We start from the raw sequence: 22118 nt of genomic DNA, 5'->3' as shown, positions 1-22118 counted from the left end.
GAGCGGCCGGAGGGGCCCGACGCGCCGGGCGCACCCGACTCGCCCGCCCGCACCGACGGCAGCGGGATCCAGTCCAGCCGCAGCAGCGCCTCGAAGTGGCTGCCGCCCGCGGCCCGCAGTCGGCCCGGCCGGTTCAGCAGCTCGTGCCGCATGATCTTCCCGGACTGGGTGCGCGGCACCTCCTCGATCTCGTACAGCTCCTCGGGCACCTTGTAGTACGCGAGTTCCGCACGGCACGCCGCGAACAGCCGCTCCGGGTCGAGCCCCTCGGGCCCCGCCACCAGGAACGCCACCGGCACCTCGCCGAGCACGTCGTGCGGCTTGCCGACGACCGCGCAGTCCGCGACGCCCGGCACCTGCCGCAGCACCTGCTCGACCTCGCCCGGGTGGATGTTCTCACCGCCCCGGATGATGATCTCCTTGATGCGGCCGGTGACGGTGAAGTAGCCGGCGCCGTCGCGCCGGGCCAGGTCGCCCGTGCGGTACCAGCCGTCGCGCAGCGCGGCCGCCGTCTCCTCGGGCTTGTTGTGGTAGCCGAGCATGACGTTCGGCCCGCTGACCCAGACCTCGCCCTCCTCGTCGGTGCCGACCTCGGCGCCCGTCTCCGGGTCGACGAGCCGCACGTTCAGGCCCGGCACCGGCAGGCCGCACGAACCCTCGACGCGGGCGCCCGTCGGCCAGTTGACCGTGATGGAGCCGCAGGTCTCCGTCGACCCGTACGCGTCGAGCAGCGGCGCCCCGAAGGCCTCCTCGAACGCCTGCCGCAGCGGTGCCGTCGTGATGGCGCCGCCGACCAGGCACATCCGCAGCGCGGGCGCCCGGAAACCGCGCTCGCGTGCCGCCTGCACGAGGTAGTGGTACATCGTCGGCACACCGCCGAGGAACGTCGCGTCGTCCTCCTCGATGACGCGCAGCACCTCGTCCGCCGAGAACCCGTCGACGATCCGCGCGGACGCGCCGACGGCGGTGACGGCGAGCACGCAGAAGATGTGCGACAGGCTGTGGAACAGCGGCAGCGGCCACACCACCCGGTCCTCCGGCGTCAGCCCCGGCACCGGCACGTAACAGGCGGCGACGGACCACAGGCAGTTGCGCTGCGTCGACAGCACGCCCTTCGGCCTGCCGGTGGTGCCGGAGGTGTAGAGCAGCCAGGCGACGTCGTCGAGGCCCAGGTCGTCGCGGGGCGGCGCGGCCGGGTCGGTCGTGGCGAGCCGCTCGTACGAGACGCTGCCCGACGGGGCGGTGCCGGGGGACGTGTCGTCGTCGTCCACGACGACCACGCGCAGCGGGCGCGCCTCCGCCGGCAGATCCCGCACCTGGCCGAGATGCGCGGCGTCCGTGATCAGGACGCGGGCGCCGCTGTCCTGGAGCAGATAGGCCAGCTCGGCCTCCGTGGAACGGGGGTTGAGCGGCACGCCGACACCGCCGGCGCGGGCGATCGCCAGATAACTCTCCACGGTCTCCACGCGGTTGCCGAGGAGGATCGCCGCCCGGTCGCCGGGCTGGAGACGCAGCTCCGCGAGATGCCCGGCCAGCCGCCCGGTGCGGGCCTCCAGCTCGCGCCAGTTCACACGCCGCCGGCCGTCACCGAAAGCGGCCTTGTCCCCGAAACGCTCGGCATTCGCTTTCAATATCTCGGGCAACGGCCTTATCAGCTCGGTGCGCAGCATTACCGATCCACCCCTTGTTCGGAAAAGACGAAGTACGCGCTGTGCGAGCAGTCTTCACCGGTGACGCAGGGTGCGACCCCCCAGGAAACCCCCCTATGACCACCCTCATTCGAGGCGGCCGGTGACTTTCGACCCCAGGGAATGGAAGCCGGATGACCGGGCCCATACGCTCGTTCAAAGGCCCTGTCCCGCTGGGAGATTACCGGGTCCTGAGCGAAACACAAGAAGAACAGACCGAGAATTGCGAACCCATTCCGAGGTGATCCGTGATGACGCGCAACTGGTTGTTCTGCAGGCTGCCCGGCCAGGCGTGGGCCGATCAGGACACGGCCGTCGCGCCGCGCCTGCCGGCGGCGGTGGTGAAGGCCCTGGAGGCGATACGCACCGACAGCTCCGGTACCCCGTGGTTCTTCCGCCCGTCCGTGCCGGGCGGAGGCGGCACGGAACTGTGGGTGGGCGCGGACGACGAGCGGCTCACCCGGGACGTCGTCGCGGCGCTCCTCGCCGAGGCGGACCGCACCGGCAGCCGGATGTTCCACCGGTACGAGCGGCGCGCCCCCGCCTGCTGCGACGACCTGGCACAGGCGTCCAGCGAGCTGGCGCTCGCGTTCGCGGCCGCCGGCGGGCTCTCCGTACCGGACCGGCTGGCACTCGCCGTACTGCACCTGAGCCATGTGGCGTCGCTGGTCCCGGAGGCGGACCGGTCGGCGTTCCTGTTCCTGTGCTGGCAGCACTGGGCGGGCCGTATCGCCCCCGACCGCCGCCTCGACCTGGGCCGCCAGGCCGCCGAACGCGGCACGGAACTGCTCATCGCCGCGTCCGAGGCCGCCATGGACGGCCCCACCGCCGAGGCGTGGCAGCGGTACCTGCGCGCACTCGCAGCCGTCGGCGAACGCGCCGCCGGTGAGGGGCTGCCCGGCAACTACGTCCTGTTCGAGCAGGTCCACCTGACCCACCAGCGCCTGGGCGTGCCGCACGAGGCGGAGGCCCTGGCCGCCCTGACCGTACGCAACACCCCCGCAGGCGTGCCGGCGGCGACCCGCCCGGAACCGGCGCTCCAGCCGGCCTGACGACACCAGAGAAAGGACACCCTGATGGCCTTGACCACCGCGCCGGAGACCGGCGCTCCCCACAGGACGCCGCCGACGACGCCCAGTGATCGCCGCAGCGTCTCCGTCCGCCTGGGGGACCGCTCGTACGACGTCCACATCGGGCCCGGCGTACGGCACATGCTGCCGGAGGTCGTGGCGGCGACGGGCGCCCGCCGGGTCGTCGTGGTCTCCGCACGCCCCGACGACTCGGTGCCCGATCCGGGCGTCCCGTCCCTGCTGGTCAGGGCGCGGGACGGGGAACCCGACAAGACGCTCGTCACCGTCGACGAACTGTGCCGCGCCTTCGCGCGGTTCGGCCTGACCCGGCAGGACGCGGTGGTGAGCTGTGGCGGCGGCACCACCACGGACACGGTGGGGCTCGCCGCGGCGCTCTTCCACCGGGGTGTGCCGGTCATCCACCTGCCGACGTCGCTGCTGGCCCAGGTCGACGCGAGCATCGGCGGCAAGACGGGCGTGAACCTGCCGGAGGGCAAGAACCTGGTCGGCACGTACTGGCAGCCGAAGGCGGTCCTGTGCGACACGGACTACCTGTCCACCCTGCCGCCCCGCGAACTGACCAACGGCTACGGCGAACTGGCCCGCGCGGTCTTCATCGGCACGGGCGACATCCGGCACCTGCCGCTGCACGAACAGATAGCGGCGAGCGTGGAGATGAAAGCCAGAATCGTCATGTCCGACGAACGGGACACAGGCCCCCGCCACCTCCTCAACTACGGCCACACCCTGGGCCACGCCCTGGAGATCGCGACGGACTTCGCCCTGCGGCACGGTGAGGCCGTGGCCATCGGCACGGTCTTCGCCGGCCGCCTGGCCCACGCCCTGGGCCGCATCAGCGCGGACCGCGCGGCGGACCACACCCGGGTGGTGGAGGGCTACGGCCTCCCGACAGCCCTCCCACCGGGCCCGACTCCGGCCGAACTGACGTCCCTGATGCGCCTGGACAAAAAGGCCACAACAGGCCTGGCCTTCGTACTGGACGGCCCCGCCGGCCCGTCCCTGATCCAGGACGTCCCGGAGGAGACAGTCCTGAAAACCCTCACCGAGATGCCCCGATCCACCCCCTGACCCGACCCGCTCCCCACCCAAAGGGCCCGCCCGGACACCCCGGACGGGCCCTTTCGACAACTCGCGTGTCGTCTTCACCCTTGGCCGGTGGCCATCGGCTCACCAGGCAGGGCGGATCGGTCCCGGCGGTGCAAGGAGTGTCAGGTCGGCGACGAGTTCGCTGAAGCGCGCCTGGCCCAGTTCCTCTCGCCACGGTGCGACGGCAGCCCGGGCCGCCTGGTCGGCGGCGCGCGTGGCGGCCCGGCCGGTCTCGGTCAGTCCCAGGAGGCGGGCGCGGGCATCGTGCGGGTGTGGATGCCGCTCCACGTACCCCTTCCGGACCAGCTCCTCGACCAGCTGGGCGGCGGCCTGCTTGGTCACCCCCAGGTGCTCGGCCAGGTCGGCCGTGGTGGCGCCGCCTGCAGAGATGCGGGCGAAGGCGAAGCCGTGTGCGGGTCGTAGGTCCTCGAATCCCTGCTGGGACACGCTGGTGTGGATTTCCTGCACCAGCTGTCCGGAGAGTGCCAGCACGAGTGCGGAGAAGGCCAGGGCGTCGTCCATGGGCTTGACTATAACTCGTCAAGCCACTTGTCTATCTGGACAAGTAACTTGTCTAGAGGGAGGCTGGAGCATGCCGTTCATCCGCAGTGACGAGGCCGTCGTCCACCAGATTCACGGTGGCCGTTTCGTTTCCTACGTCCGTCCGGACACCGGCAGCCGGGACCTCGCCGCCTGGCGCGTCGAGATCCCGGCCGCAATGGTGGGGCCGACCCACACGATCAGCGACGAGGAGACCTTCTACGTCCTCTCCGGTCGCCTCCGACTCACCATCGACGGTGAGAGCGCCGAACTTCGCGCAGGTGACGCGGCAGTGGCACCTGCAGGCTCCGAACTGGCGGTCGCCAATACCACCGACCAGCCCGCCCACATGTGGGTCACCACACGTGTCGGGCTCACCGCCACACTGGCTGACGGCAACACCATCACACCGCCCTGGGCTCACTAGTGTGCTGGTACCGCGTAGGTTCGCCGGGTTCTTCAAGCTCCTGCGGACGGAGGCGTACGCCAGGGTGTTGTTCACCGCGGCCAAGCCGAAGGACAAGCGCGGCCCGGCGCTCGTTGTCGGCACCAACGCTTGGTCGGCGTTCAACAAGGGTGCCGATACCCGTCAGGCGGCAGACCCGCAGGCTGGTCGGCGCGGCGCTCGGAGGGGTTCCCAGCGGCGGCGTTCGCCGTCATGGTCGCTCCAGATCCACTGATCGCTTTCCGTGCGGGTCATGCCGAAGTCGAAGAGTGACGGCTGGCCGGCTCGCTCCCACTCGGCCCAGCCTCGGGCGAGCTCATCGAGCAGACGGAGCGGACCGCCTTGGACGAAGGTCGTTCGCCCGTCCTCGTGGTCGGTGAGCGATGCCCAGGACGAGTGGCCGTCGTGCAGCCACGCCACGGCACCTCCTGCGGTGGAGACGCGAATGTCGGGCACCAGCACCCGCAGCGCGAAGAGGAGGTTGGCATCGTGTAGGGCGGTGGCGGACCGAGGGAAGAGCCCTTCGGTCCGCCCTCCGCCGCGCCGGCGGACTTGGTTCAGCTCCAGGCCCTGATCCACGCCTCGGCTGGGCATGAACGTCCCCAGGCCCTGTACCCAGCCGGACGCTGATCTGCCGTCGTCGGCGACGGTGAGTGCGATGTGCCCGAGCCTCCCCCAGGGGGTGACGATCCGGCCGCCGGGCCGGGTCTGCCGCACCCATTCCCACGGCACCGTCTCCACCGCGTACGTAGCGATCAGTCGGTCGTACGGAGCTCCGGGGGCCCAGCCGAGGGCGCCGTCACCGACGTGGACCGCGACATCGAGACCAGCCGCCTCCAGCCGGCCGCGGGCCTCGGCGGCGAGCTGCGGATCAACCTCGGCGCTCGTCACCCGCCCAGGCCCGACCCGTAGAGCGAGCAGGGCGGCATTCCAGCCGGTGCCGGTCCCCAGCTCCAGGACCTGATGACCGGGCTCGGCCATCAGGGAGTCGAGCATGTCCGCGACCACCGACGAACACGAGAGACTGGAGGAGGGCAGGCCGTCCTTGATCTGCGTCACCGTAGAGTGGTACGGGCCCCTGTACACCTCGGCCGCCCACCGCTCTGGTGCCTGGCTGCGGTCCACAGCCACCCAGTGCGACCCGTTCCACGCCCACACCTGATCCGGCGCGAACCTGTGTCGTGGCAGGGTCTCCATTTCCGCACGTACCCATGGCGCATCGCCCGGCCAGCAGCCGCTGCTCTCCATGGCCTCGGCCAGACGGCGCGCGTGCGCCTCCACGTTCACTTCTTCTTGTGCTTGCCGTCTGAGGGCGGAGGCGGCGGTACCTGACCGTCCGCGTTCCCAGGGGGCGGCGTTCCCTGCGACGGATCCGGGTCAGGCTTCCGGTGATCACCCATGGCAACCTCCTGGATACGTACGGATGACAAGTCGCCATCGTCCCGCAGGAGAGGCTCCCTCGGCTGGATATCCCGGCAGGGTGGCCGGAACCGCGGTGCTGCTGGCGAGAAGGCCGAGGGGCAGGCCGCCGCCGTCGCCCGCTCTCCCGCCGCGAACACCCGGGCAGCCACGGACCTCCAGGAGCACATCGAGCAGTGGTGTCTGGAGTCGCTGCCACGCACTCTCGCCCTCTCGCCGGGCGACTGCTGACGGTGATTGGATCGTCACCATGACGACGACCTCGATGGCCGACCACTGGTGGTGGCGGCCCGGCTGGCGCGAAGGCCGCACCTTCTACACCTGGCACATCACCTTCCGCGACGCCCCCGACGTCCACCGCCTCGCCGACACCTACCGCCACGCGCTGCGCGACGTCCCCGGCCTGGACCTCGTCCCCGACCAGTGGCTCCACCTGACCATGCAGGGCCTCGGCTTCACCGACGAAGTCCCCGACAAGGACGTCGACACCATCATCGACGCCGCCACCGCACACCTCGCCGACATCGGCGCCTTCGATCTCACCCTGCACCGGCCCGAGGTCACCCCCGAAGCCATCCGCTGGGAAGCCGAACCCGGCGAGCCGGCCGCCGCCGTACGCAATGCCGTACGTACAGCGATCGGCGACGTATGGGCCCAAGTGCCAGAGAGGCCAGACGGCTTCGCGCCGCACGTGACCATCGCCTACAGCAACAGCGACGGCCCCACCCACCCCGTACGCAAGGCCCTGGACACCGTCGATGCCGCGCCGGCCACCGCCCGCGTCCACGCCGTCGAGCTCATCGTCCTCAACCGCGACCAGCACATGTACCAGTGGGAGACCCGAGCCCGCGTCCCGATCGCCTGAGCTGCAGATGCCATCTCGGGCCCGGCACGCCCGCAGGCCCCGGCCTGTGGGGCGGCCGGGGCCTGCGGGTGGGGGAGGAGCGCCCGGGCTACACGGGGTTCAGCAGCCCGCACAGCGGCAGCAGTTCGTGCGGGGCGCGCAGTACCGCGTCCGGGCCCGCCGCCAGCAGCTCCGCCTCGTCGACGTCCGCCCACACCGCGGCGACCGCCGCGACGCCCGCGCCCCGCGCGCTCGCCAGGTCCGTGACCGCGTCACCGACCATCAGCGCCTGCTCCGGCCGTACACCGAGCAGCCCGAGTGCGCGCTCGACGATGTCCGGCGCCGGCTTCGGGCGCGGCACCTCGTCCGAGCCGATGACGTGCGCGAACAGGTCGACCACGCCGAGCGCGGCCAGCAGCGACCGGGCCCGCGGCCCGCTCTTGCCGGTCGCCACGGCCATCCGTACGCCCTGCCGGTGCAGCTCCTTCAGCAGCGGCACGACCCCGTCGAACAGCGGCACCTGCGCCTGCAGCCGGTAGCTCTCGCGGACGAAGGGCTCCTCCATGGCCGGAGGCAGCCCCATGATCCGCATGATGTCGGGGAAATATCGGCCCTGGTGCCGGTTGTACTCCTCGAACGGCGCCCGTCCGTCGCCGACGACTTCCGCGTAGGCCACGGTGAAGGCCTGGCGCATCACCTCGAAGCTGTCCACGAGGACACCGTCGAGGTCGAAGACGACGGCCTGGGTGTCACGGCGCTGCCAGTCGACGGGCGTCGGCGTGGCGTTCATGTGCTGGGTCATGGGGCTGTCCTCACCGGAGAGTCGGGGCTGGGGTCACCGGCCCGGCTGTCGGGATGGCGGCTGGGGCGCCGACGGCTCGTACCGGGGATGCGGTACGGGACGACGCCACCAGCCGTGCTGGTACGGAGACAGAAACAGAAGGGGTGGCGGGGGCGGTGCGGGCTTCGCGCGCCGAGGCGTAGATCCGCTCGATGACCGTGATGGTCCGCAGCGTCTCCCGCACCGCCCGCCCCCGGCTCGCCGGGTCCGCGAGCAGCCCGGGCAGCGCGTCGAGCTGCCGCATGTACTCGGCGCCCACGGGCTCCCGCGTGAACGGCACGTCGCTCACGACGCCGTCCCGCGTGACGGTCAGCTCCGACTCCGGCACCCGGTTCGGGCTGAAGCCGAACGTGCAGCGCAGCCGCGCGCTCCCGGCGCTGCCGTCGACGCGGATCTCGGTCACGTCGTACGGCTCGTGCGAGGCCCAGCTCGCGCGGAGCCCGACCGACACCCCCGTATCGGTGACGAGGAACCCGCGCGCGGTGTCCTCGACGTCGCCGCCGGCGTCCTGGACCTCGTCGGGGGCCTGTTCGCGCCAGGCGGCGCGCGCGGCCGAGTCCCGTACGAAGTCGTCCGACACCGTGCCGAGCGCCTGGTCGAAGCCGACCGCCCCGTCCCCGTCGCCGAACAGCGGCGCGACGGTGTCCAGCAGGTGCCAGCCCAGGTCGACGAGCGCCCCGCCGCCCGAGAGCTGACGGTGTGTGAACCAGCCGCCCGCGTCGGGGATGCCCCGGGCGCGCACCCAGGACACCTCGACGTGCCGGATGTCACCGAGGCCGGCCACGGTGTCCCGCAGCGCCAGGATGTCGGCCCGGTAGCGGGCGGCGCTGCCGGCCAGCAGCACGGATCCGCTGGCGCTCTCCGCCGCGGCGAGCTGCCGTGCCTCGTGCGAGTCGAGGCACACGGGCTTCTCCACGAACACGGGGATGCCGTTGCCGAGGAGCCGGCAGGCGATCGTCGCGTGGAGGTGGTTGGGCACGGCCACGACGGCCAGGTCCGCCATGTCGGGCGACAGGTCGTCGACGCTCGACAGCAGTTCCGTACCGCCGAGCCCGTGCACGGCGCCGGCGAGCGCCGCCGGGTCGGGGTCGACGATCGCGCTGATGGTGAAGCCCGGGTGCTCGTGCAGCCGGGGCAGCCAGATCGACTTGGCGGCCCACCCCAGCCCCACGACGGCGACGCGCACCACGCGCCGCCGTCCGGCCCCCGTCGCGGGGGAGTACGGGCCGCCGCTCATGCCGAGGCCAGGGCGTCCGCGACGATCTCGGCCACCTGGTGCATCTGCTCCTCGGAGCCGAGCAGCGTACGGTGGTGCAGCCAGATCGTGTCGTTGTTGATGGCCTCCGTGTTCGGGCAGCGCCGCGCCACGTCCTCCACCGTCTCGTCGGGCGCGCCGGACTCCCAGAAGCCGTCCGAGCGGTAGATGGCCCGGAACGCGACGAACGCCGGAAGCCCGCGCTCGATCAGATCGTCGACCAGCGCGTTCCGCTTCTCCTCGGCCAGGCCCGGCACCCGGAACATGGCCATGTAGTGCGGGTGCGAGGTGACCCGCGGGTCGTGCGTCTGCGGCACGACGCCCGGTATCCGCGCCAGCAGCGAGCTCAGCAGCGGCGCGCGCTGCTCGCGCGTGGCGAGCTGCGACGGGTAGCGGCGCAGCTGCGCGCGCAGCACGGCCGCCGAGAACTCGTTCATCCGGAAGTTGGAACCGGACGTCTGGTGGAAGTACTTGCGGTCCGTGCGCGGCCGGCCGCACGAGTGCCGCAGGAAGGCCTCCTCGTACGTCTCGCGGTCGGGGAACGTCACGGCGCCGCCCTCACCGGCCGTCATCAGCTTGCCGTTCTGGAAGCTGAACGCGGCGACGGAGCCCAGCTCGCCGACGCGCTTGCCCTGCCAGGCCCCGCCGTGCCCGTGCGCGGCGTCCTGGATCAGCGGCACACCCGACGCCGCGGACAGCTTCTCCAGCGCGTCCATGTCCGGGAAGTGCCCGGCCATGTGCACCGGCATGATCGCCTTCGTGCGCGGTGTGATCGCGGCCTCGACGGCGGCGACGTCGATGCAGTACGTCTCCGGGTCCACGTCCACGGGCACGGCGACCGCCCCGAGCCGCTGCGCGGCCTGCGACGACGAGATGAACGTGAACGCCGGCACGATGACCTCCGTGCCGGGGCCGACGCCGAGGACCTGGAGGGCAAGTTCGAGCGCATGGGTGCCGTTGGTGACGGCGAGGGTGTACGGGGAGCCGTGGAACTCGCCGAACTCGCGCTCGAACGAGTCGACCTCACTGCCCCCCATACGCCACCACTGGCCCTGCTCCAGCGCCCGGATCAGACCGTCCCGCTCGTCGTCTCCGTACTGGGGCCACTGGGGGAGTTCGAGGGGCTTTCGGTTACCAGACATGCTCAACCATTCCTTTTCCGATTTCCGGGATTCACGGGATTCAGCGGTCAATTGCTCCGGTCGGCCCGCCCGACCGTTTAGCACGCTACACCGGTAATAACGAGACTTCCCATCCCCTAGCGGCCCCCCAGAATCACCCCTCTGTTTCCCGTGACGACCCCCTGTGGTTTCCCGTCGGGCGGAAAGAATGCTAGAAATTCTCGCAATCGCCTGACGCAGAGAGGTGGCATCGTGAGCGCGATATTGCTGGTCAACGGCCCCAACCTGGGGATACTCGGACGGCGTGAGCCCGAGGTGTACGGAACCGAGACCCTCTACGACATCGAGCGGTCCATCGAGAAGGAGATCGCCGAGCGCGGCTGGGACCTGGTGTCCGTGCAGCGCGAGTCCGAGGGCGAACTGATCCGGGCGATCCAGGAGCACTACTACACGGTCGGCGCGATCGTGAACCCCGGCGCCCTCATGATCAACGGCTGGGGGCTGCGCGACGCCCTCGCCAACTACCCGCGCCCGTGGATCGAGGTGCACCTGTCCAACGTGTGGGCCCGCGAGCAGTTCCGGCACGAGTCGGTCCTCGCCCCGCTGGCGAGCGGCGTCGTCGTGGGCATGGGCGCCCTCGGCTACTCGCTCGCGGCCCGCGCGCTGCTCTCCATGGCGCCGGCCGCGTCCGGTATCGGGTGACGGCCGTGACGAACACGACGGCTGCGACGGAACTGGACCCGGAGCTGTGGATCCGGCGCTATCACCCGGCGCCGGACGCCGGGGTCCGCCTGGTGACGCTGCCGCACGCCGGCGGCGCCGCCCCCTGGTTCCGGCCGTTCTCCGCGGCGCTCACCCCGGACGTCGAGGTGCTGTCCGTGCAGTACCCGGGCCGCCAGGACCGGCTCCGCGAGGAGCCGGTCACCGACGTGGGCGCCCTGGCCGACCTGATCACGGACGTCCTCACCCCGTGGACCGACCGCCCGCTCGCCCTGTTCGGGCACAGCATGGGCGCGACGGTCGGCTTCGAGGTGGCGCAGCGCCTGGAACGCCGCGGCACCCCGCCCGTGGCGTTCTTCGCCTCCGGCCGCCCGGCCCCGAGCCTGGACCGGAAGCACGTGGTGCACCGGCTGGACGACGCCGGACTGCTCGCCGAGCTGCGGACGCTGAGCGGCACGGACCCGCGGGTCTTCGAGGACGAGGAGCTGCTCCAGCTCATGCTGCCGGTCATCCGCGGCGACTACCGCGCCGTCGAGACGTACCGCTGCGCGCCGGGGGCCCGCGTCGGCTGCCCGGTGACCGTGCTCGTCGGCGACAGCGACCCCCGGGTCTCCCCGGAGGACGCCGCGGCCTGGGACCGGCACGCCGCGGACGGCATCGACCTGCACGTGTTCCCGGGCGGCCACTTCTTCCCCGTGGACCACCAGGCGGAGATCACCGCACTGGTACGCGACACCCTGAGCCGCCACACCTTGAGGCGCCACACCGGCTGATCCCTCAGGGCGTCCCGTTCCCCTGCCCCGTGCCGGTCTGAACGGTACGGGCCCGGGCCTCGACGGCGACGGCCTCGACGGACTGGAGAATCGCCGCGCGCAGGGCGTCCAGCGGACCGGGCTCCGGACGGCGCACCGTTCCCGTGAACACCCGCAGAGCCGCCTCACCCGCGGCTTCCGGAGCACTTTTCCCGTCGGTGAACATCACGCCTCCCGTAGCCATTTTTTCCGTCGGATTTCCTACGAGGAGGCTAGGCGGGCGCACTGCCCCGGACACCCCAGCGGGCACCCCGGCGGAGCCCCGGAAAACAGCCACGAAAAAACGACCGAGGGGGAGCCATCATGTACCTGGGAATGGACTTCGGGGGCACGAAGGTAGCCTTCCGCGCGGAATACGGTGAGGGCGCGGGGGAAGGGCGGAAAGGGGCCGCGGAATCCACGTTCCGATGGCCGGAGACCCGTACGCTCGCCGACGACCTCGCCGTACTCCGCACCCACACCCGGGCCGTGCGGGACGGACTCGCGGGCACGGTGGAGGCGGTCGGCGTGGCGATGCCGGCGACGCTCGACGCGGCCGGACGCGTCGTGGCGTGGCCGAACCGCCCGTTCTGGGAGGGCGTCGACCTGCGCGCCGAACTGGCGGAGCTGCTGCCGGGGGCGCGGATCGCCTGCGCCGACGACGGCGACCTCGCGGGCCTGGCCGAGGCGGACGCGGCGGGCTGCGACCACCTGGTCTATCTGGGCGTCGGTACGGGCGTGGGCGGGGGAGCGGTCCGGCGCGGCGACATCCTGCCGGGCCCGGACCGCGGGTCCTGCGAGATCGGACACATGGTGGTGGACCGCTCCGGGGAGCGCTGCGACTGCGGCCGCCGCGGCTGCGTCCAGGCGATCGCCTCGGGCCCCGCGACCCTGCGCCGCGCCTCCGCGGCCCGCGGCGCCCCGGTGCACTTCACGGAGCTGCGCGACGCGTACGCGGCGGGGGACCGGTGGGCCGTCGAGGCACTCGACGACACGTGCGCCGCCCTCGCGGCGGCGGCGACGAACCTGGGCGAACTCCTGCGCCCCGACCGCGTGGTGATCGGCGGCGGCTTCGCCGCGGGCATCCCGGGCCTGGTGGCGGAGGTGGCGGCCCGCACGGCGAAACTCTCCCGCCCGGGCACCCCCACACCCCCCGTACACGCGGCCCGTCTCGCCGGCCTGTCGTCCCTCCACGGCGCCCTGCTGCTGGCCCGCCGCGCCTGACGCGCCCGGCTCACCACAGGGACGTCCACAGCGGGTCGCGCCCGCGCCACCGGCTGGCCAGGGCCGCCTCCTCGTTGCGGTCGCGGGCCGGCACGCCCAGGTGCGGCGGGACGCCCCCCACCGACGGGTGGTGAACCGCCCGCACCGGCGACGCCGCCGCACGCCCCGCACCCGCGGGCGCCCCGGCCACCGCCGCCGGCCGCCCCGGCGCGGTCAGCGACGGCGCGTGCTGGAGGATCGCGACCTCCAGCTCCTGGAGCTGCCGGCTCGGATCGAGCCCGTACCCGTCGACCAGCGCCATCCGCGTCCGCTGGTACACCATCAGCGCCTCGCGCTGCCGATGGCACCGGTACAGCGCCAGCATCAGCTGCCCGCAGAGCCGTTCACGTGTCGGCTCCGCCTCGACCAGCGCCTCCAGCTCGTGCACCACCTCGAAGTGCCGCCCGAGCGCGAGCCGCGCCTCCGCCCGGTCCTCGACGGCCGACAGCCGCTCGTTCTCCAGGAGTGCCATCTGCGGCCAGGAGATGCCCCGTTCGGTGAGGTCGCCCAGCGCGGGGCCGCGCCACTCGTTCAGCGCGTCCCCGAGGTCGCGCGCCGCCTGCTCCTCGAACCCGCCGGCGAGCTCGGCACGCCCCCGGTCGGCCAGCTTGCGGAAGCGCAGCAGGTCGACCGCGTCCGGGTCGACGTTCAACTGATATCCGGGGCAGCTCGTCAGCAGTTCCGCCGAACCGCACGAACGGTCGCCGCCGTCACCGAGCGTCCTGCGCAGCCGCGACACCGCGTTCTGCACCATCTTCCGCGCCGTGGGCGGCGCGTCATGCCCCCACACCGCTCGGACGACCGCGCTGGTGGCGACGACCTTGTTGCTGTTCAGCAGCAGATAGCCCAGCGCGGCACGCTGGATGACACCGCCCAGGGACAGCGCGGAACCGTTGCTGAGGACTTCGACCGGACCGAGCACACCAAATCTCACCGTGAACCACCGTTCCTGGCGCGGGACAACGACAACGGGCCGGAGGGCCTGTGAGCCTGTGTCAGATCCCCCCTCGCCAAGAAGTAAACAAACCGCGCGGTTCTTTTGTCAATCGCTTCAGGTCGCGCCACGAGCCGCGCACCCACGCCTGAGTCTGGCCATCAATCGCCGCGAGTGTCCGTCGAGTTCTGTAAATCTCCAGGTCAAACGCGGTGGGGCGCCCGGCCTGTCAGCCTGGGCGCCCCGCCGTCGCGACTCGTCCATCCCCCCGCAAAAAAAACGGTACGGACGGTCTGTTTTGAGGTGTGGTCTACGCCGCCACCGCGGCCCCCAGCCCCGCCGGAAGCTCCTTGCGCTGCTTGATGCCGAGCTTCCGGTACGTACGCGTCAGATGCTGCTCCACCGTGCTCGGCGTGACGTACAGCTTGCCGGCGATCTCCCGGTTCGTGTATCCGCGCACCGCCAGCGCCGCCACCCGCCGCTCCGACTCCGTGAGGCCGGCCTCCCCGGGCACGGCCACGGAGGCCGGACCACCGGAACCGGCGGCACCGCCACCCACGCCACCGTCCCCGTCCCCGGCGCCCTCCCCGCCCGACAGCAGCTCCTCGCACAGCGGCGCCGCCCCGCACAACTGCGCCATGTGCCGCGCCCGCCGGAACAGCATGCGCGCCCGCCGGCTGTCGCCCACCGCGTGGTGCGCCTGGCTCAGCTCCGCCAGCACCCGCGCCTGCTCGTACTGGTCCCCGCACTCCTCGAACAGCTCCAGCGCCTCCGCCAGCAACTGCGGCCGCCGCTTCGCCGGCCCGGACGCCGCCATCAGCCGCAGCGCCAGCGCCCGCGCGTACGGGCCCGCCGAGTCCGGCCGCCCGAGCTGCGCGTACGCCAGCTTCCGCGCCTGGTCGGCGTTGCCGAGCCGCAGCCACGCCTCTCCCGCACCCGCACGCCAGGCCGGCAGCCCCGGCACGTCGAGGCCCCACACGCGCATGCGCTCCCCGCAGGCGAGGAAGTCCGCGAGCGCCGCGTGGCTGTGCCCGGTGGCGAGCTGGTGGTGACCACGCGCGTACAGGTACGTCAGTCCGTACCGGCTGTCGACCATCTGCTCCGGCACCGACTGCGCCAGCCACCGCGCCACCTCGTCGAACGCCCCGGTGCGCGTCGCGGCCAGGACCAGGCTGCCCAGCGGCAGCCCCACGGCCGTGCCCCACGCCTTCGGCGGGACCAGCACCAGCGCCATACGGGCCTGCTCAAGGGCCGTCGCCAGATCGCCGAGCCGCAGCGCCGCCTCCGCCTTCGCGGCCGCGACGAACGCGCGCAGCGCGGGCGGCAGCCGGTGCACGTCACGGGCCGTCAGCCGGTCGCACCAGGCGACCGCGTCGGCGGGCCGCCCCGCGGCCGTCAGCACCGACAGCGCCGTGAGGACCGCCTCCTCCGACCAGTCGTCGGCGCGGCTCCGCAGCAGATCGCCCAGCACCCGCTCCGCCTGCCCGGCCACGGCCTGCGGACGGCCCCGCGTCAGCGCGTCGGCCAGCAGCCCGGTCGCCTGGAGCAGCGGCCCCGACCGGCCAGGGAGACCCGGAAGGCCGGGGAGCCCCGGGTGCGGGCCGCCGTCGACGGCGGCCTGCGGCCGGTTCTCCTTCGCCAGCGCCGGGTACGTCCACGCCAGCCAGTGCTCGAAGTCCGGCAGTTCGGTGCTCTGCCCCGGCTGCGGGACGCGCGCCGCCCCGCGCAGCCGCTGGAGCGTACGGCCCGCCTCCTCCGTACGGCCGTGCCACAGCAGCCGGCGGACCAGCGCCAGCCGCTCCGTCCGGCCGAGCCGCCCCGCCGACGCGGCACCGGCCAGGGCGCCCAGGTGCCGGACGGCCGACGACGGGTTGCCCAGCCACTCGGCGTGCGCCAGCCGGGCGAGCACCGCCGTACGGCCCGCCTCGTCGTCGCAGAACCGGTGCGCCAGCTCCAGGCACGCCACCGCCGTCGTGCGCCGGTCCGCGAGCAGTGCGTGCTCGGCCGCCTCGCGCAGGGCGTCGACCGCCCACGGGCCGGGCGCCGTCTGCGCCTCCACGAGGTGCGCGGCGACCCGCGTCACGGCCGCGCCCCGCTGGTGCAGCAGCCGCGCCGCCTCCACCTGGAGCCGGTCCCGCTCGGTGCGGGGGAGTGCGCCGAGCACGGCGAGCCGGGCGACCTCCGTACGGAACCAGCCGTCGTCCAGCAGGCCGGAGGCGTTCAGCGCGTACAGCGCCCCGCTCACGTCCCCGGCGGCGCCCCCGGCCAGCTCGCCCAGCTCGGCCGCCGTGCCCTCGCGCCCCAGCACGGCCAGCGCCCGCACGACGGCGAGCGCCGTGGCGTCACCGCGCTCCAAGTGCCCGACGAACGCGAGCCCGTAGCCCTGCGGCCGGACGCCGCCGGACACCGCGTAGTCCTCGACGAGCGCGGTGAGCAGCAGCGCGTTGCCGCCGGACACCCGCACCATCTCGGGCAGCACGCTCTCCGCGCGCTCCGCACCGAGCCGCCGCACCAGCACGTCCCGCACCCCGTCCGGGCCGAGCGGCCCGACAGTGATCCGCCGGGCATAGGACAGCCGCTGCAACTCGCCGTCGAACAGCGGAAGCTCGCCCGCCACCCCGGTGTCGCCTGCGCACAGGAGCAGCACCGGTACGGGGCCGATACGGCGGGCCAGGTGCAGCAGGCAGCGCAGGGACGCCGCGTCCGCGTGGTGCACGTCGTCCACGGCCACCACCAGCGGCCGCCCCGGCCCGGCGAGCCCGAGCAGCACCCGGCTCAGCCGGTCGTACAGCTCGACGGTCCGCGCACCCGGCTCCGTAACGGAACCGTCCCGCTCCAGCGCGACGACGTCATCGATCAGCTCGCCGGCCTCGCCCGGCACGCCGGCCCCATGGAACAGCTGCCGCACCACCCCCATCCCGAGGACCCGCTCACTGCGCGCCCCCACGGCCCGCAGGACCCGGAAGCCCCGGCCCTCGGCCCGCGCGACGGCGTGGTCGAGCAGCTCCGTCTTGCCGTTGGGCCCCGCGCTCTCCACGACGGCCACCTGCCCGCGCTGCTCGGCGGCCGCGGATATGAGCCGGTCGAGCTGTGCCAGCTGCTCGTGCCGTTCCACCAGTCCCACCAAATCCCCCTTGGCTGGATCGCTCCGCTCCGGAGCGGCTTTCAGTGACGCAGCAGCGAGGCTAGGGACCCCCGGGTAACCACCCCCCTCATCCCGCGCCACCGCCCGGGAACCGGCGGTCAACCGCCCAGGTCGGCAAGGGGGTGCGGGACGGGGAATCACCGCACACACCAAGGGGAATCAGCAAGGGGAACCACCAAGGGGAACCACCGCACACACCACAGGGATCGGCGTATTCCGAACCCGAGGGGAAGGCGTGCGGCGTGGGCACCGCAGCTACCGGAACCATGCCTCGGTGGACAGTTCGGGTCGCAGTCCTCGTTCCGCCCTGGCCAGGGCGACGGCGCTGGAGACCAGGCCGACGTGGCTCAGGGCCTGAGGGAAGTTCCCGAGGAAGGCGCCGCTGGTGGGATCGACCTGCTCGGGCAGCAGACCGAGGGGGTTCGCCCGGCGGCACAGGCGGTCGAAGAGGTCCAGCCCGGCGTCGGTCCGGCCGTGGCCGACGAGGTTGTCCACCATCCAGAAGCTGCAGAGCAGGAACGCCCCTTCGGGCTGGCCGATGCCGTCGGGTGACTCCTCGGGCAGGTAGCGGTGGAGGAGGCCGTCCCCGGCGTCGAGCCGCCGGGCGATGGCGTGCCGCGTGGCGACCATGCGCGGATGGTCCACGGGCACGACGCGTCGGAGCGGCAGGGCCAGCAGGCCGGCGTCGAGGCCGCCGCCGGGGCCGAGGTGTTCGGTCAGGGCTCCGGCGGTGTCGTCCCAGGCGTCGGTCAGGATGTGGTCGGTCAGCTTCCGCGCGTCGTGCGACCATCCGTCGGGGTCGCCGGGCAGGCCCAGGCGCCGGGCCAGCCGTGCGGCGCGGTCGAGGGCCACCTGGCACATGGCCGCCGAGTACGTGTACGGCCGCCCGGGGGTGCGCACCTCCCAGATGCCGTGGTCGGGATCGTGCCAGGCGGTACGGGACCGGTCCGCCAGGGCGGCCAGGCGGTGCCACAGGTCGGGGCCGATCCGGCCGCCGGTGGCGGCCCACTGGAAGGCGCAGTCGAGGATCTCCCCGTAGACGTCGTGCTGGTCCTGCTCCACGGCCGCGTTGCCCCAGCGCACCGGTGCGGAGCCGCGGTAGCCGCGCAGTGTCCCGTCCACGGTCTCAGGGCCGGGAAGGGTGCCGTCCACGGCGTACAGCACCCGGGGGCGGTCCTCCCAGGCCGCGGTGTGCAGGGCCCACTGGAGGAAGCCGCCGGCCTCCTCGGGCAGGCCGATGCGGCGCAGCGCGAACACCACGTAGGCGGCGTCACGGATCCAGGAATAGCGGTAGTCCCAGTTCCGGGAGCCTCCGATGTACTCGGGCAGGGAGGAGGTCGGAGCGGCCACGACGGCGCCGTTCTGCGCGTAGTCGAGCAGTTTCAGCGTGATCGCGGACCGGCGGACCATGGCCGGACGGGGCAGGTCGTCCACGATGTGTCCGGCCCACTCCCGCCATGCGCGTACGGTCCGCTCGACGGCCTCGCGGGCGCGGGCCGGGGTGACCGGCCGGTCCGCGAGGCCCCAGTCGAGGGTGAGGCACAGCTCCTCGCCCTCGCGCAGGGTGACCGTGGTGTCGAGCGAGTCCAGGGCCGGGGCCGAGGCGACCAGCGCACTCACGCTCTGTTCCGCGCAGGTGAGCCGCCAGCCGCCCGCCTCGCGCGTCGCCTTGCTCTCGCCGAACGGCCGTACGGTGACCCGTAGATCGGCGGTGCCGTGGACGACGACGGCGTGCCGCACCATCGCCCCGCCCGCCGCGGGCTCGTCGTGCCGCAGCCGAGCCCCCGGACGCAGCACGAACGCGTCCGTCACCTGGACCAGCCCGGTCGGTGTCCGCGACTCGGTGACCAGCACCGCGGAGTCGTCCCGGTAGAACCGGCGCGCCGAGACAACGCCGTCGGGCGCGAGGGCGAACGTGCCGCCGCGCTCGTGGTCGAGCATGCCGCAGAACAGCGGAGGTGAGTCGAAGCGCGGCACGCACAGGAACCCCACCGACCCGTCCAGCCCGACGAGAGCCGCCCCGGAGCAGTCCCCCACCAGTCCGTAGTCCTCGATGGGGGCATACGCGTCCCGGCTCAGCGGCGTCCATCCGTCACCTGCTGCCACGAGACCCTCACCCTTCGTCGGCTCCGGCACGGCACGTCTCGCGACCGAGTACCAGGAAAGCCGCCCGCCGAACCGGAACCCACGGCAGGCACAGGAGCCGCCGTGCCCGTCACCGGCTCGGCGGCCAGGCTCGGGCTCCGCAGCTCGGCGGCCAGGCTCGGGCTCCGCGGCTCGGCGGCTCCGCGGCTCGGCGGCCAGGCCCGGCCCGCGCCCGGCCCGGCTCTCCCGAGGATCGCGTAGCCCTCTCCCGCACGCGGAGCCCGGCTCCAGGACCGGCTGGTGAAGCGTCGTCGACGCCACCCCGATCAGCGGTGCCGTTGGCCGGGCGCCCCGGCCCGGCGGCACGGTCACGCCGCGCGGTGGGCCAGGAACGTGAGGAGGGCCTCCAGGTCGTGCAGGGGATCCGGGGCCAGGTGGGCGGTGCGGAGGCAGGTGCGGGCTGCTTCCAGGTGGTGGCGGGCCTCCGCCAGCGTGGCCGCGCGGGCGCCGGTGGATTCGACGAGCGCCGCCGTGGTGGGGGCGTCCAGGCGGGCGGGGTCGCGCAGCCGGGCGGCCAGTTCGCGGGCGGCGCTCGTCCCGGTCGCCAGGGCCAGGAGGACCGGGTAGGTCTTCTTTCCGCGGCTCAGGTCTCCGTGTACCGGCTTGCCCGTCACCGCTGGGTCGCCCCAGATGCCCAGCAGGTCGTCGACCGCCTGGAACGCCACGCCCATGTGCCGCCCCGCGCGGTCCAGGGACGCCACCGTCGCGGCGGGGGCCCCGGCCAGCAGGGCGCCGAGCGCGGCGGCGCAGCCCAGGAGGGCGCCCGTCTTGTCCTCGGCCATCGCCCGGTACCGTTCGGGCGTCACCGCGCCGGGCCCCGTCCACGGCAGACCCTCGAACAGCAGGTCCTCCGCCTGGCCCCGTACGAGCGCGCTCAGCGCCCCCGCGAGGCACCGCACGGCGGCGCCCGTCCGGTCGCCTCCCGTCTCGGCCAGGGTCTGCACCGCCAGCGCGAACAGCGCGTCACCCGCCAGTACGGCCGGCCCGGTCCCGTACGCCTTCCACACCGTCTCCCGCCGCCGGCGCAGCGCGTCGCCGTCCATGATGTCGTCGTGCAGGAGGGAGAAGGCGTGGACGAGCTCCACCGCCACCGCGCCCGGGACCGCAGCCCCGCCGTCCGCGCCCACGGCCTCCGCGCCCAGGACGGCCAGCGCCTGCCGCACGCCCTTGCCCTCGGAAGCGGCCGGGTCCGGCTCACCGCCCGCGTCCCGCCAGCCCAGCGAGAACGCGGCCATCTCGGCGGGCCACGGGTGCAGCCGCCGCACGGCCGCCACCAGCGCTGGCCGCACCAGCGCCCGGCACCGCCCGAGGACATCGGGCCCCGCGACCGTATCGACGGAGACGCTCACGACGCCACCACCGCGTCTCCGGCTCCGCCGGACGGGACGCCTGCCACCTTGGCGCTCGCGTCGTCGCCGGACGGGACGCCTGCCACCGACGGGGCGCCCGCCACCACCGCGTCCCCCGCCGCACCGGCCGCCGGGGCGCCCCGTCCCTCCGGCAGCGGGTCCACGCCCAGCTCGGCCGCCGCCTTCGCGACCAGCTCCGGGCCGTGCCGCAGGCCGATCCGCCCCAGGGAGTCCCGCAGCGCGGCCAGTTCGGCGGCCGTCTCCGCCGCGTCCCGGCCCAGCCGGGCCAGCGACTTGACGAGCCCGAGCCGCGACAGCGCCGTACCGCGCGGCTCCTCCATGCCCCGGAACTCCTCCAGCGCCCCCGCGTACATGTCGCGGGCCTCCTCGTAACGCCCCGCCCGGTACAGGACGTTGCCGCGCATCTTGTGGTTGTAGGCGAGCGCGCCGGACAGCTTCATGTCCCGGCACACCGCCTCGCCCTCCGCCAGCAGCCCGAGCGCCCGCTCGACGTCCCCGTCCCGTACGGACACGATGTCGGCGATGCCCCGCAGCGCCCACGCCCAGCCGCGCCGGTCGTCGGCGCGCCGCGCGATGTCCGCGGCCTCCTCGAAGAGCGCGAGCGCACGGTCGTACGCGCCGTTGTTGCGGTGTATCTGGGCGATGCCCGACATCGCCCAGACCGTGTGCCGCGCCTCCCCGCGCCGGCGGGCCTCCGCGAGCAACTGCTCGTGCAGCTCGGCCACGGCCTCGTAGTCGCCCTGTATCCGCCCGGTCTCCGCGAGGCCCGCCAGCGAGTAGCCGCGTACGACGACGTCGCCACCGCGCTCGCCCAGCTCGGCGGCGAGCCGCAGCAGCCGGTACGCGAGCGGCAGCGCGCCCCGCTGCCGGGCCAGCGTCCCGCCGCTCCACAGCGCCCACGCCATGGCCCCGAGGTCCCCGGCCTCGCGCGCGGCCCGGTAACCGGCCCGCCAGGCACGCTCGGCCTCCTCGACCCTGCCGAGACGGCGGCAGGCCTCCGCGACGGCGAGCCGGCAGCGCGCCATCTCCGCGTGCTGCCCGGCCTGTTCGGCGGCGCGGAGCGCTGTCGTCGCGTGGGCGAGTACGTCGGTGAGCGAGGCGTTCACGGACAGTTCCCCGAGTCTCCCTTGATACTCGGGCGCGACGGCCTTCCCACGGCCACCGCCACCGCCCCCACCGGCCACGTCCTCCTGATCCGCCAGCAACCGCCGTACCAGCTCCGCCGTCTGATGCACCATCGCGCCCGTTCGTCCGATCGTCTGTTCGCTCTGACGATCACGACGCTACGAGCGTGCGACGGCCGTACGAATCCCCCTCGGCGCCGGTCATGAGTCATACCTGAGTGCCATGTAAGCCCCATCGAATCCCCAAAGGGATGTACGGGATGCACTTACTCGTGCGTGTGGTCACCCGCCTCGTG

21 protein-coding genes are annotated in these 22118 nt (G+C 73.3%); 9 read left to right on the top strand and 12 right to left on the bottom strand.

Translation table 11 applies throughout. The features are described 5' to 3' along the window. Nucleotides 1-1571 (bottom strand): class I adenylate-forming enzyme family protein (locus HTZ82_RS06410; RefSeq protein WP_309235336.1); only part of this gene is annotated, 1571 nt, incomplete at its 3' end. Between the two features lie 368 nt (nucleotides 1572-1939). On the opposite strand from HTZ82_RS06410, the gene HTZ82_RS06405 reads away from it, so the two are divergent. Then, nucleotides 1940-2740, top strand: coding sequence for a lantibiotic dehydratase C-terminal domain-containing protein (locus tag HTZ82_RS06405; protein ID WP_175408299.1), 801 nt, complete (start codon nucleotides 1940-1942; stop codon nucleotides 2738-2740). 24 nt (nucleotides 2741-2764) lie between these two features. Then, the gene (locus tag HTZ82_RS06400; RefSeq protein ID WP_175408298.1) at nucleotides 2765-3847 is read left to right on the top strand and encodes a 3-dehydroquinate synthase; all 1083 of its coding nucleotides are present in this window, start codon (nucleotides 2765-2767) and stop codon (nucleotides 3845-3847) included. A 99-nt stretch (nucleotides 3848-3946) separates the two neighbouring features. Here HTZ82_RS06400 and HTZ82_RS06395 read toward each other — a convergent pair whose 3' ends face one another. Next, entirely contained in the window at nucleotides 3947-4387 is a 441-nt protein-coding gene (locus HTZ82_RS06395) for a MarR family winged helix-turn-helix transcriptional regulator (RefSeq protein ID WP_175408297.1), read from the bottom strand. Between the two features lie 70 nt (nucleotides 4388-4457). On the opposite strand from HTZ82_RS06395, the gene HTZ82_RS06390 reads away from it, so the two are divergent. Continuing rightward, nucleotides 4458-4832: a cupin domain-containing protein gene (locus HTZ82_RS06390; protein WP_175408296.1), complete on the top strand. Its 375-nt coding sequence runs from the start codon at nucleotides 4458-4460 to the stop codon at nucleotides 4830-4832. 162 nt (nucleotides 4833-4994) lie between these two features. Here HTZ82_RS06390 and HTZ82_RS06385 read toward each other — a convergent pair whose 3' ends face one another. Next, nucleotides 4995-6047, bottom strand: a complete 1053-nt coding sequence (locus HTZ82_RS06385) for a methyltransferase domain-containing protein (protein WP_254711671.1) — start codon at nucleotides 6045-6047, stop codon at nucleotides 4995-4997. Nucleotides 6048-6248: 201 nt separating this feature from the next. Between HTZ82_RS06385 and HTZ82_RS06380 the strand changes: the two genes are divergently transcribed. Continuing rightward, the gene (locus HTZ82_RS06380; RefSeq protein WP_175408295.1) at nucleotides 6249-6500 is read left to right on the top strand and encodes a hypothetical protein; all 252 of its coding nucleotides are present in this window, start codon (nucleotides 6249-6251) and stop codon (nucleotides 6498-6500) included. Nucleotides 6501-6519: 19 nt separating this feature from the next. Further along, nucleotides 6520-7134: a 2'-5' RNA ligase family protein gene (locus HTZ82_RS06375; protein ID WP_254711666.1), complete on the top strand. Its 615-nt coding sequence runs from the start codon at nucleotides 6520-6522 to the stop codon at nucleotides 7132-7134. Nucleotides 7135-7222: 88 nt separating this feature from the next. Here HTZ82_RS06375 and HTZ82_RS06370 read toward each other — a convergent pair whose 3' ends face one another. From HTZ82_RS06370 to HTZ82_RS06360, 3 genes are read right to left on the bottom strand one after another with little or no spacing between them, the layout of a single operon-like run. Beyond that, nucleotides 7223-7915, bottom strand: coding sequence for an HAD-IA family hydrolase (locus HTZ82_RS06370; protein ID WP_254711665.1), 693 nt, complete (start codon nucleotides 7913-7915; stop codon nucleotides 7223-7225). Between the two features lie 10 nt (nucleotides 7916-7925). After that, nucleotides 7926-9191 (bottom strand): Gfo/Idh/MocA family protein, encoded by a 1266-nt coding sequence (locus tag HTZ82_RS06365; protein WP_175408294.1) that lies wholly within the window; start codon nucleotides 9189-9191, stop codon nucleotides 7926-7928. Further along, on the bottom strand, nucleotides 9188-10351 hold the full coding sequence (locus HTZ82_RS06360; RefSeq protein ID WP_175408293.1) for a DegT/DnrJ/EryC1/StrS family aminotransferase: 1164 nt from the start codon (nucleotides 10349-10351) through the stop codon (nucleotides 9188-9190). The genes HTZ82_RS06365 and HTZ82_RS06360 overlap by 4 nt, the downstream gene beginning before the upstream one ends. A gap of 231 nt (nucleotides 10352-10582) precedes the next feature. Here HTZ82_RS06360 and HTZ82_RS06355 point away from each other — a divergent pair, with 231 nt between their 5' ends. Beyond that, complete coding sequence (locus tag HTZ82_RS06355; protein WP_175408292.1) at nucleotides 10583-11032, top strand: type II 3-dehydroquinate dehydratase; 450 nt, start codon at nucleotides 10583-10585, stop codon at nucleotides 11030-11032. A gap of 5 nt (nucleotides 11033-11037) precedes the next feature. Then, on the top strand, nucleotides 11038-11823 hold the full coding sequence (locus HTZ82_RS06350) for a thioesterase II family protein (protein ID WP_175408291.1): 786 nt from the start codon (nucleotides 11038-11040) through the stop codon (nucleotides 11821-11823). Between the two features lie 4 nt (nucleotides 11824-11827). On the opposite strand, the gene HTZ82_RS06345 is transcribed toward HTZ82_RS06350, so the two are convergent. Beyond that, the gene (locus HTZ82_RS06345) at nucleotides 11828-12028 is read right to left on the bottom strand and encodes a hypothetical protein (protein ID WP_175408290.1); all 201 of its coding nucleotides are present in this window, start codon (nucleotides 12026-12028) and stop codon (nucleotides 11828-11830) included. A 137-nt stretch (nucleotides 12029-12165) separates the two neighbouring features. On the opposite strand from HTZ82_RS06345, the gene HTZ82_RS06340 reads away from it, so the two are divergent. Then, complete coding sequence (locus HTZ82_RS06340; protein WP_175408289.1) at nucleotides 12166-13065, top strand: ROK family protein; 900 nt, start codon at nucleotides 12166-12168, stop codon at nucleotides 13063-13065. Between the two features lie 10 nt (nucleotides 13066-13075). Here the strand turns inward: HTZ82_RS06340 and HTZ82_RS06335 are convergent, their stop codons facing one another. From HTZ82_RS06335 to HTZ82_RS06325, 3 genes are all read right to left on the bottom strand, one after another. After that, nucleotides 13076-14026, bottom strand: coding sequence for an AfsR/SARP family transcriptional regulator (locus tag HTZ82_RS06335; protein ID WP_217623735.1), 951 nt, complete (start codon nucleotides 14024-14026; stop codon nucleotides 13076-13078). A 322-nt stretch (nucleotides 14027-14348) separates the two neighbouring features. Continuing rightward, a complete protein-coding gene (locus HTZ82_RS06330) occupies nucleotides 14349-17162 on the bottom strand; it encodes a LuxR family transcriptional regulator (protein ID WP_175408287.1) in 2814 nt (937 codons plus the stop codon). A gap of 276 nt (nucleotides 17163-17438) precedes the next feature. Beyond that, a complete protein-coding gene (locus HTZ82_RS06325) occupies nucleotides 17439-19289 on the bottom strand; it encodes a glycoside hydrolase family 15 protein (protein WP_175408286.1) in 1851 nt (616 codons plus the stop codon). 102 nt (nucleotides 19290-19391) lie between these two features. Between HTZ82_RS06325 and HTZ82_RS06320 the strand changes: the two genes are divergently transcribed. Further along, nucleotides 19392-19529, top strand: coding sequence for a hypothetical protein (locus HTZ82_RS06320; RefSeq protein ID WP_175408285.1), 138 nt, complete (start codon nucleotides 19392-19394; stop codon nucleotides 19527-19529). Nucleotides 19530-19636: 107 nt separating this feature from the next. Here the strand turns inward: HTZ82_RS06320 and HTZ82_RS06315 are convergent, their stop codons facing one another. Both HTZ82_RS06315 and HTZ82_RS06310 read right to left on the bottom strand, forming a co-directional pair. Further along, nucleotides 19637-20677, bottom strand: coding sequence for a polyprenyl synthetase family protein (locus HTZ82_RS06315; RefSeq protein ID WP_309235335.1), 1041 nt, complete (start codon nucleotides 20675-20677; stop codon nucleotides 19637-19639). Continuing rightward, nucleotides 20674-21936 carry a tetratricopeptide repeat protein gene (locus HTZ82_RS06310; protein ID WP_175408284.1) on the bottom strand — a complete coding sequence of 421 codons (1263 nt, stop codon included), beginning with the start codon at nucleotides 21934-21936 and terminating at the stop codon, nucleotides 20674-20676. The genes HTZ82_RS06315 and HTZ82_RS06310 overlap by 4 nt, the downstream gene beginning before the upstream one ends. Nucleotides 21937-22118: the final 182 nt, after the last annotated feature.

Origin of the sequence: Streptomyces sp. TRM64462 (genome assembly GCF_013362995.1) — a bacterium.
Taxonomy (GTDB): Bacteria; Actinomycetota; Actinomycetes; order Streptomycetales; family Streptomycetaceae; genus Streptomyces.
The sequence above is the reverse complement of the archived record's forward strand: the minus strand, read 5'-3'. Positions and strand labels throughout refer to the sequence as shown.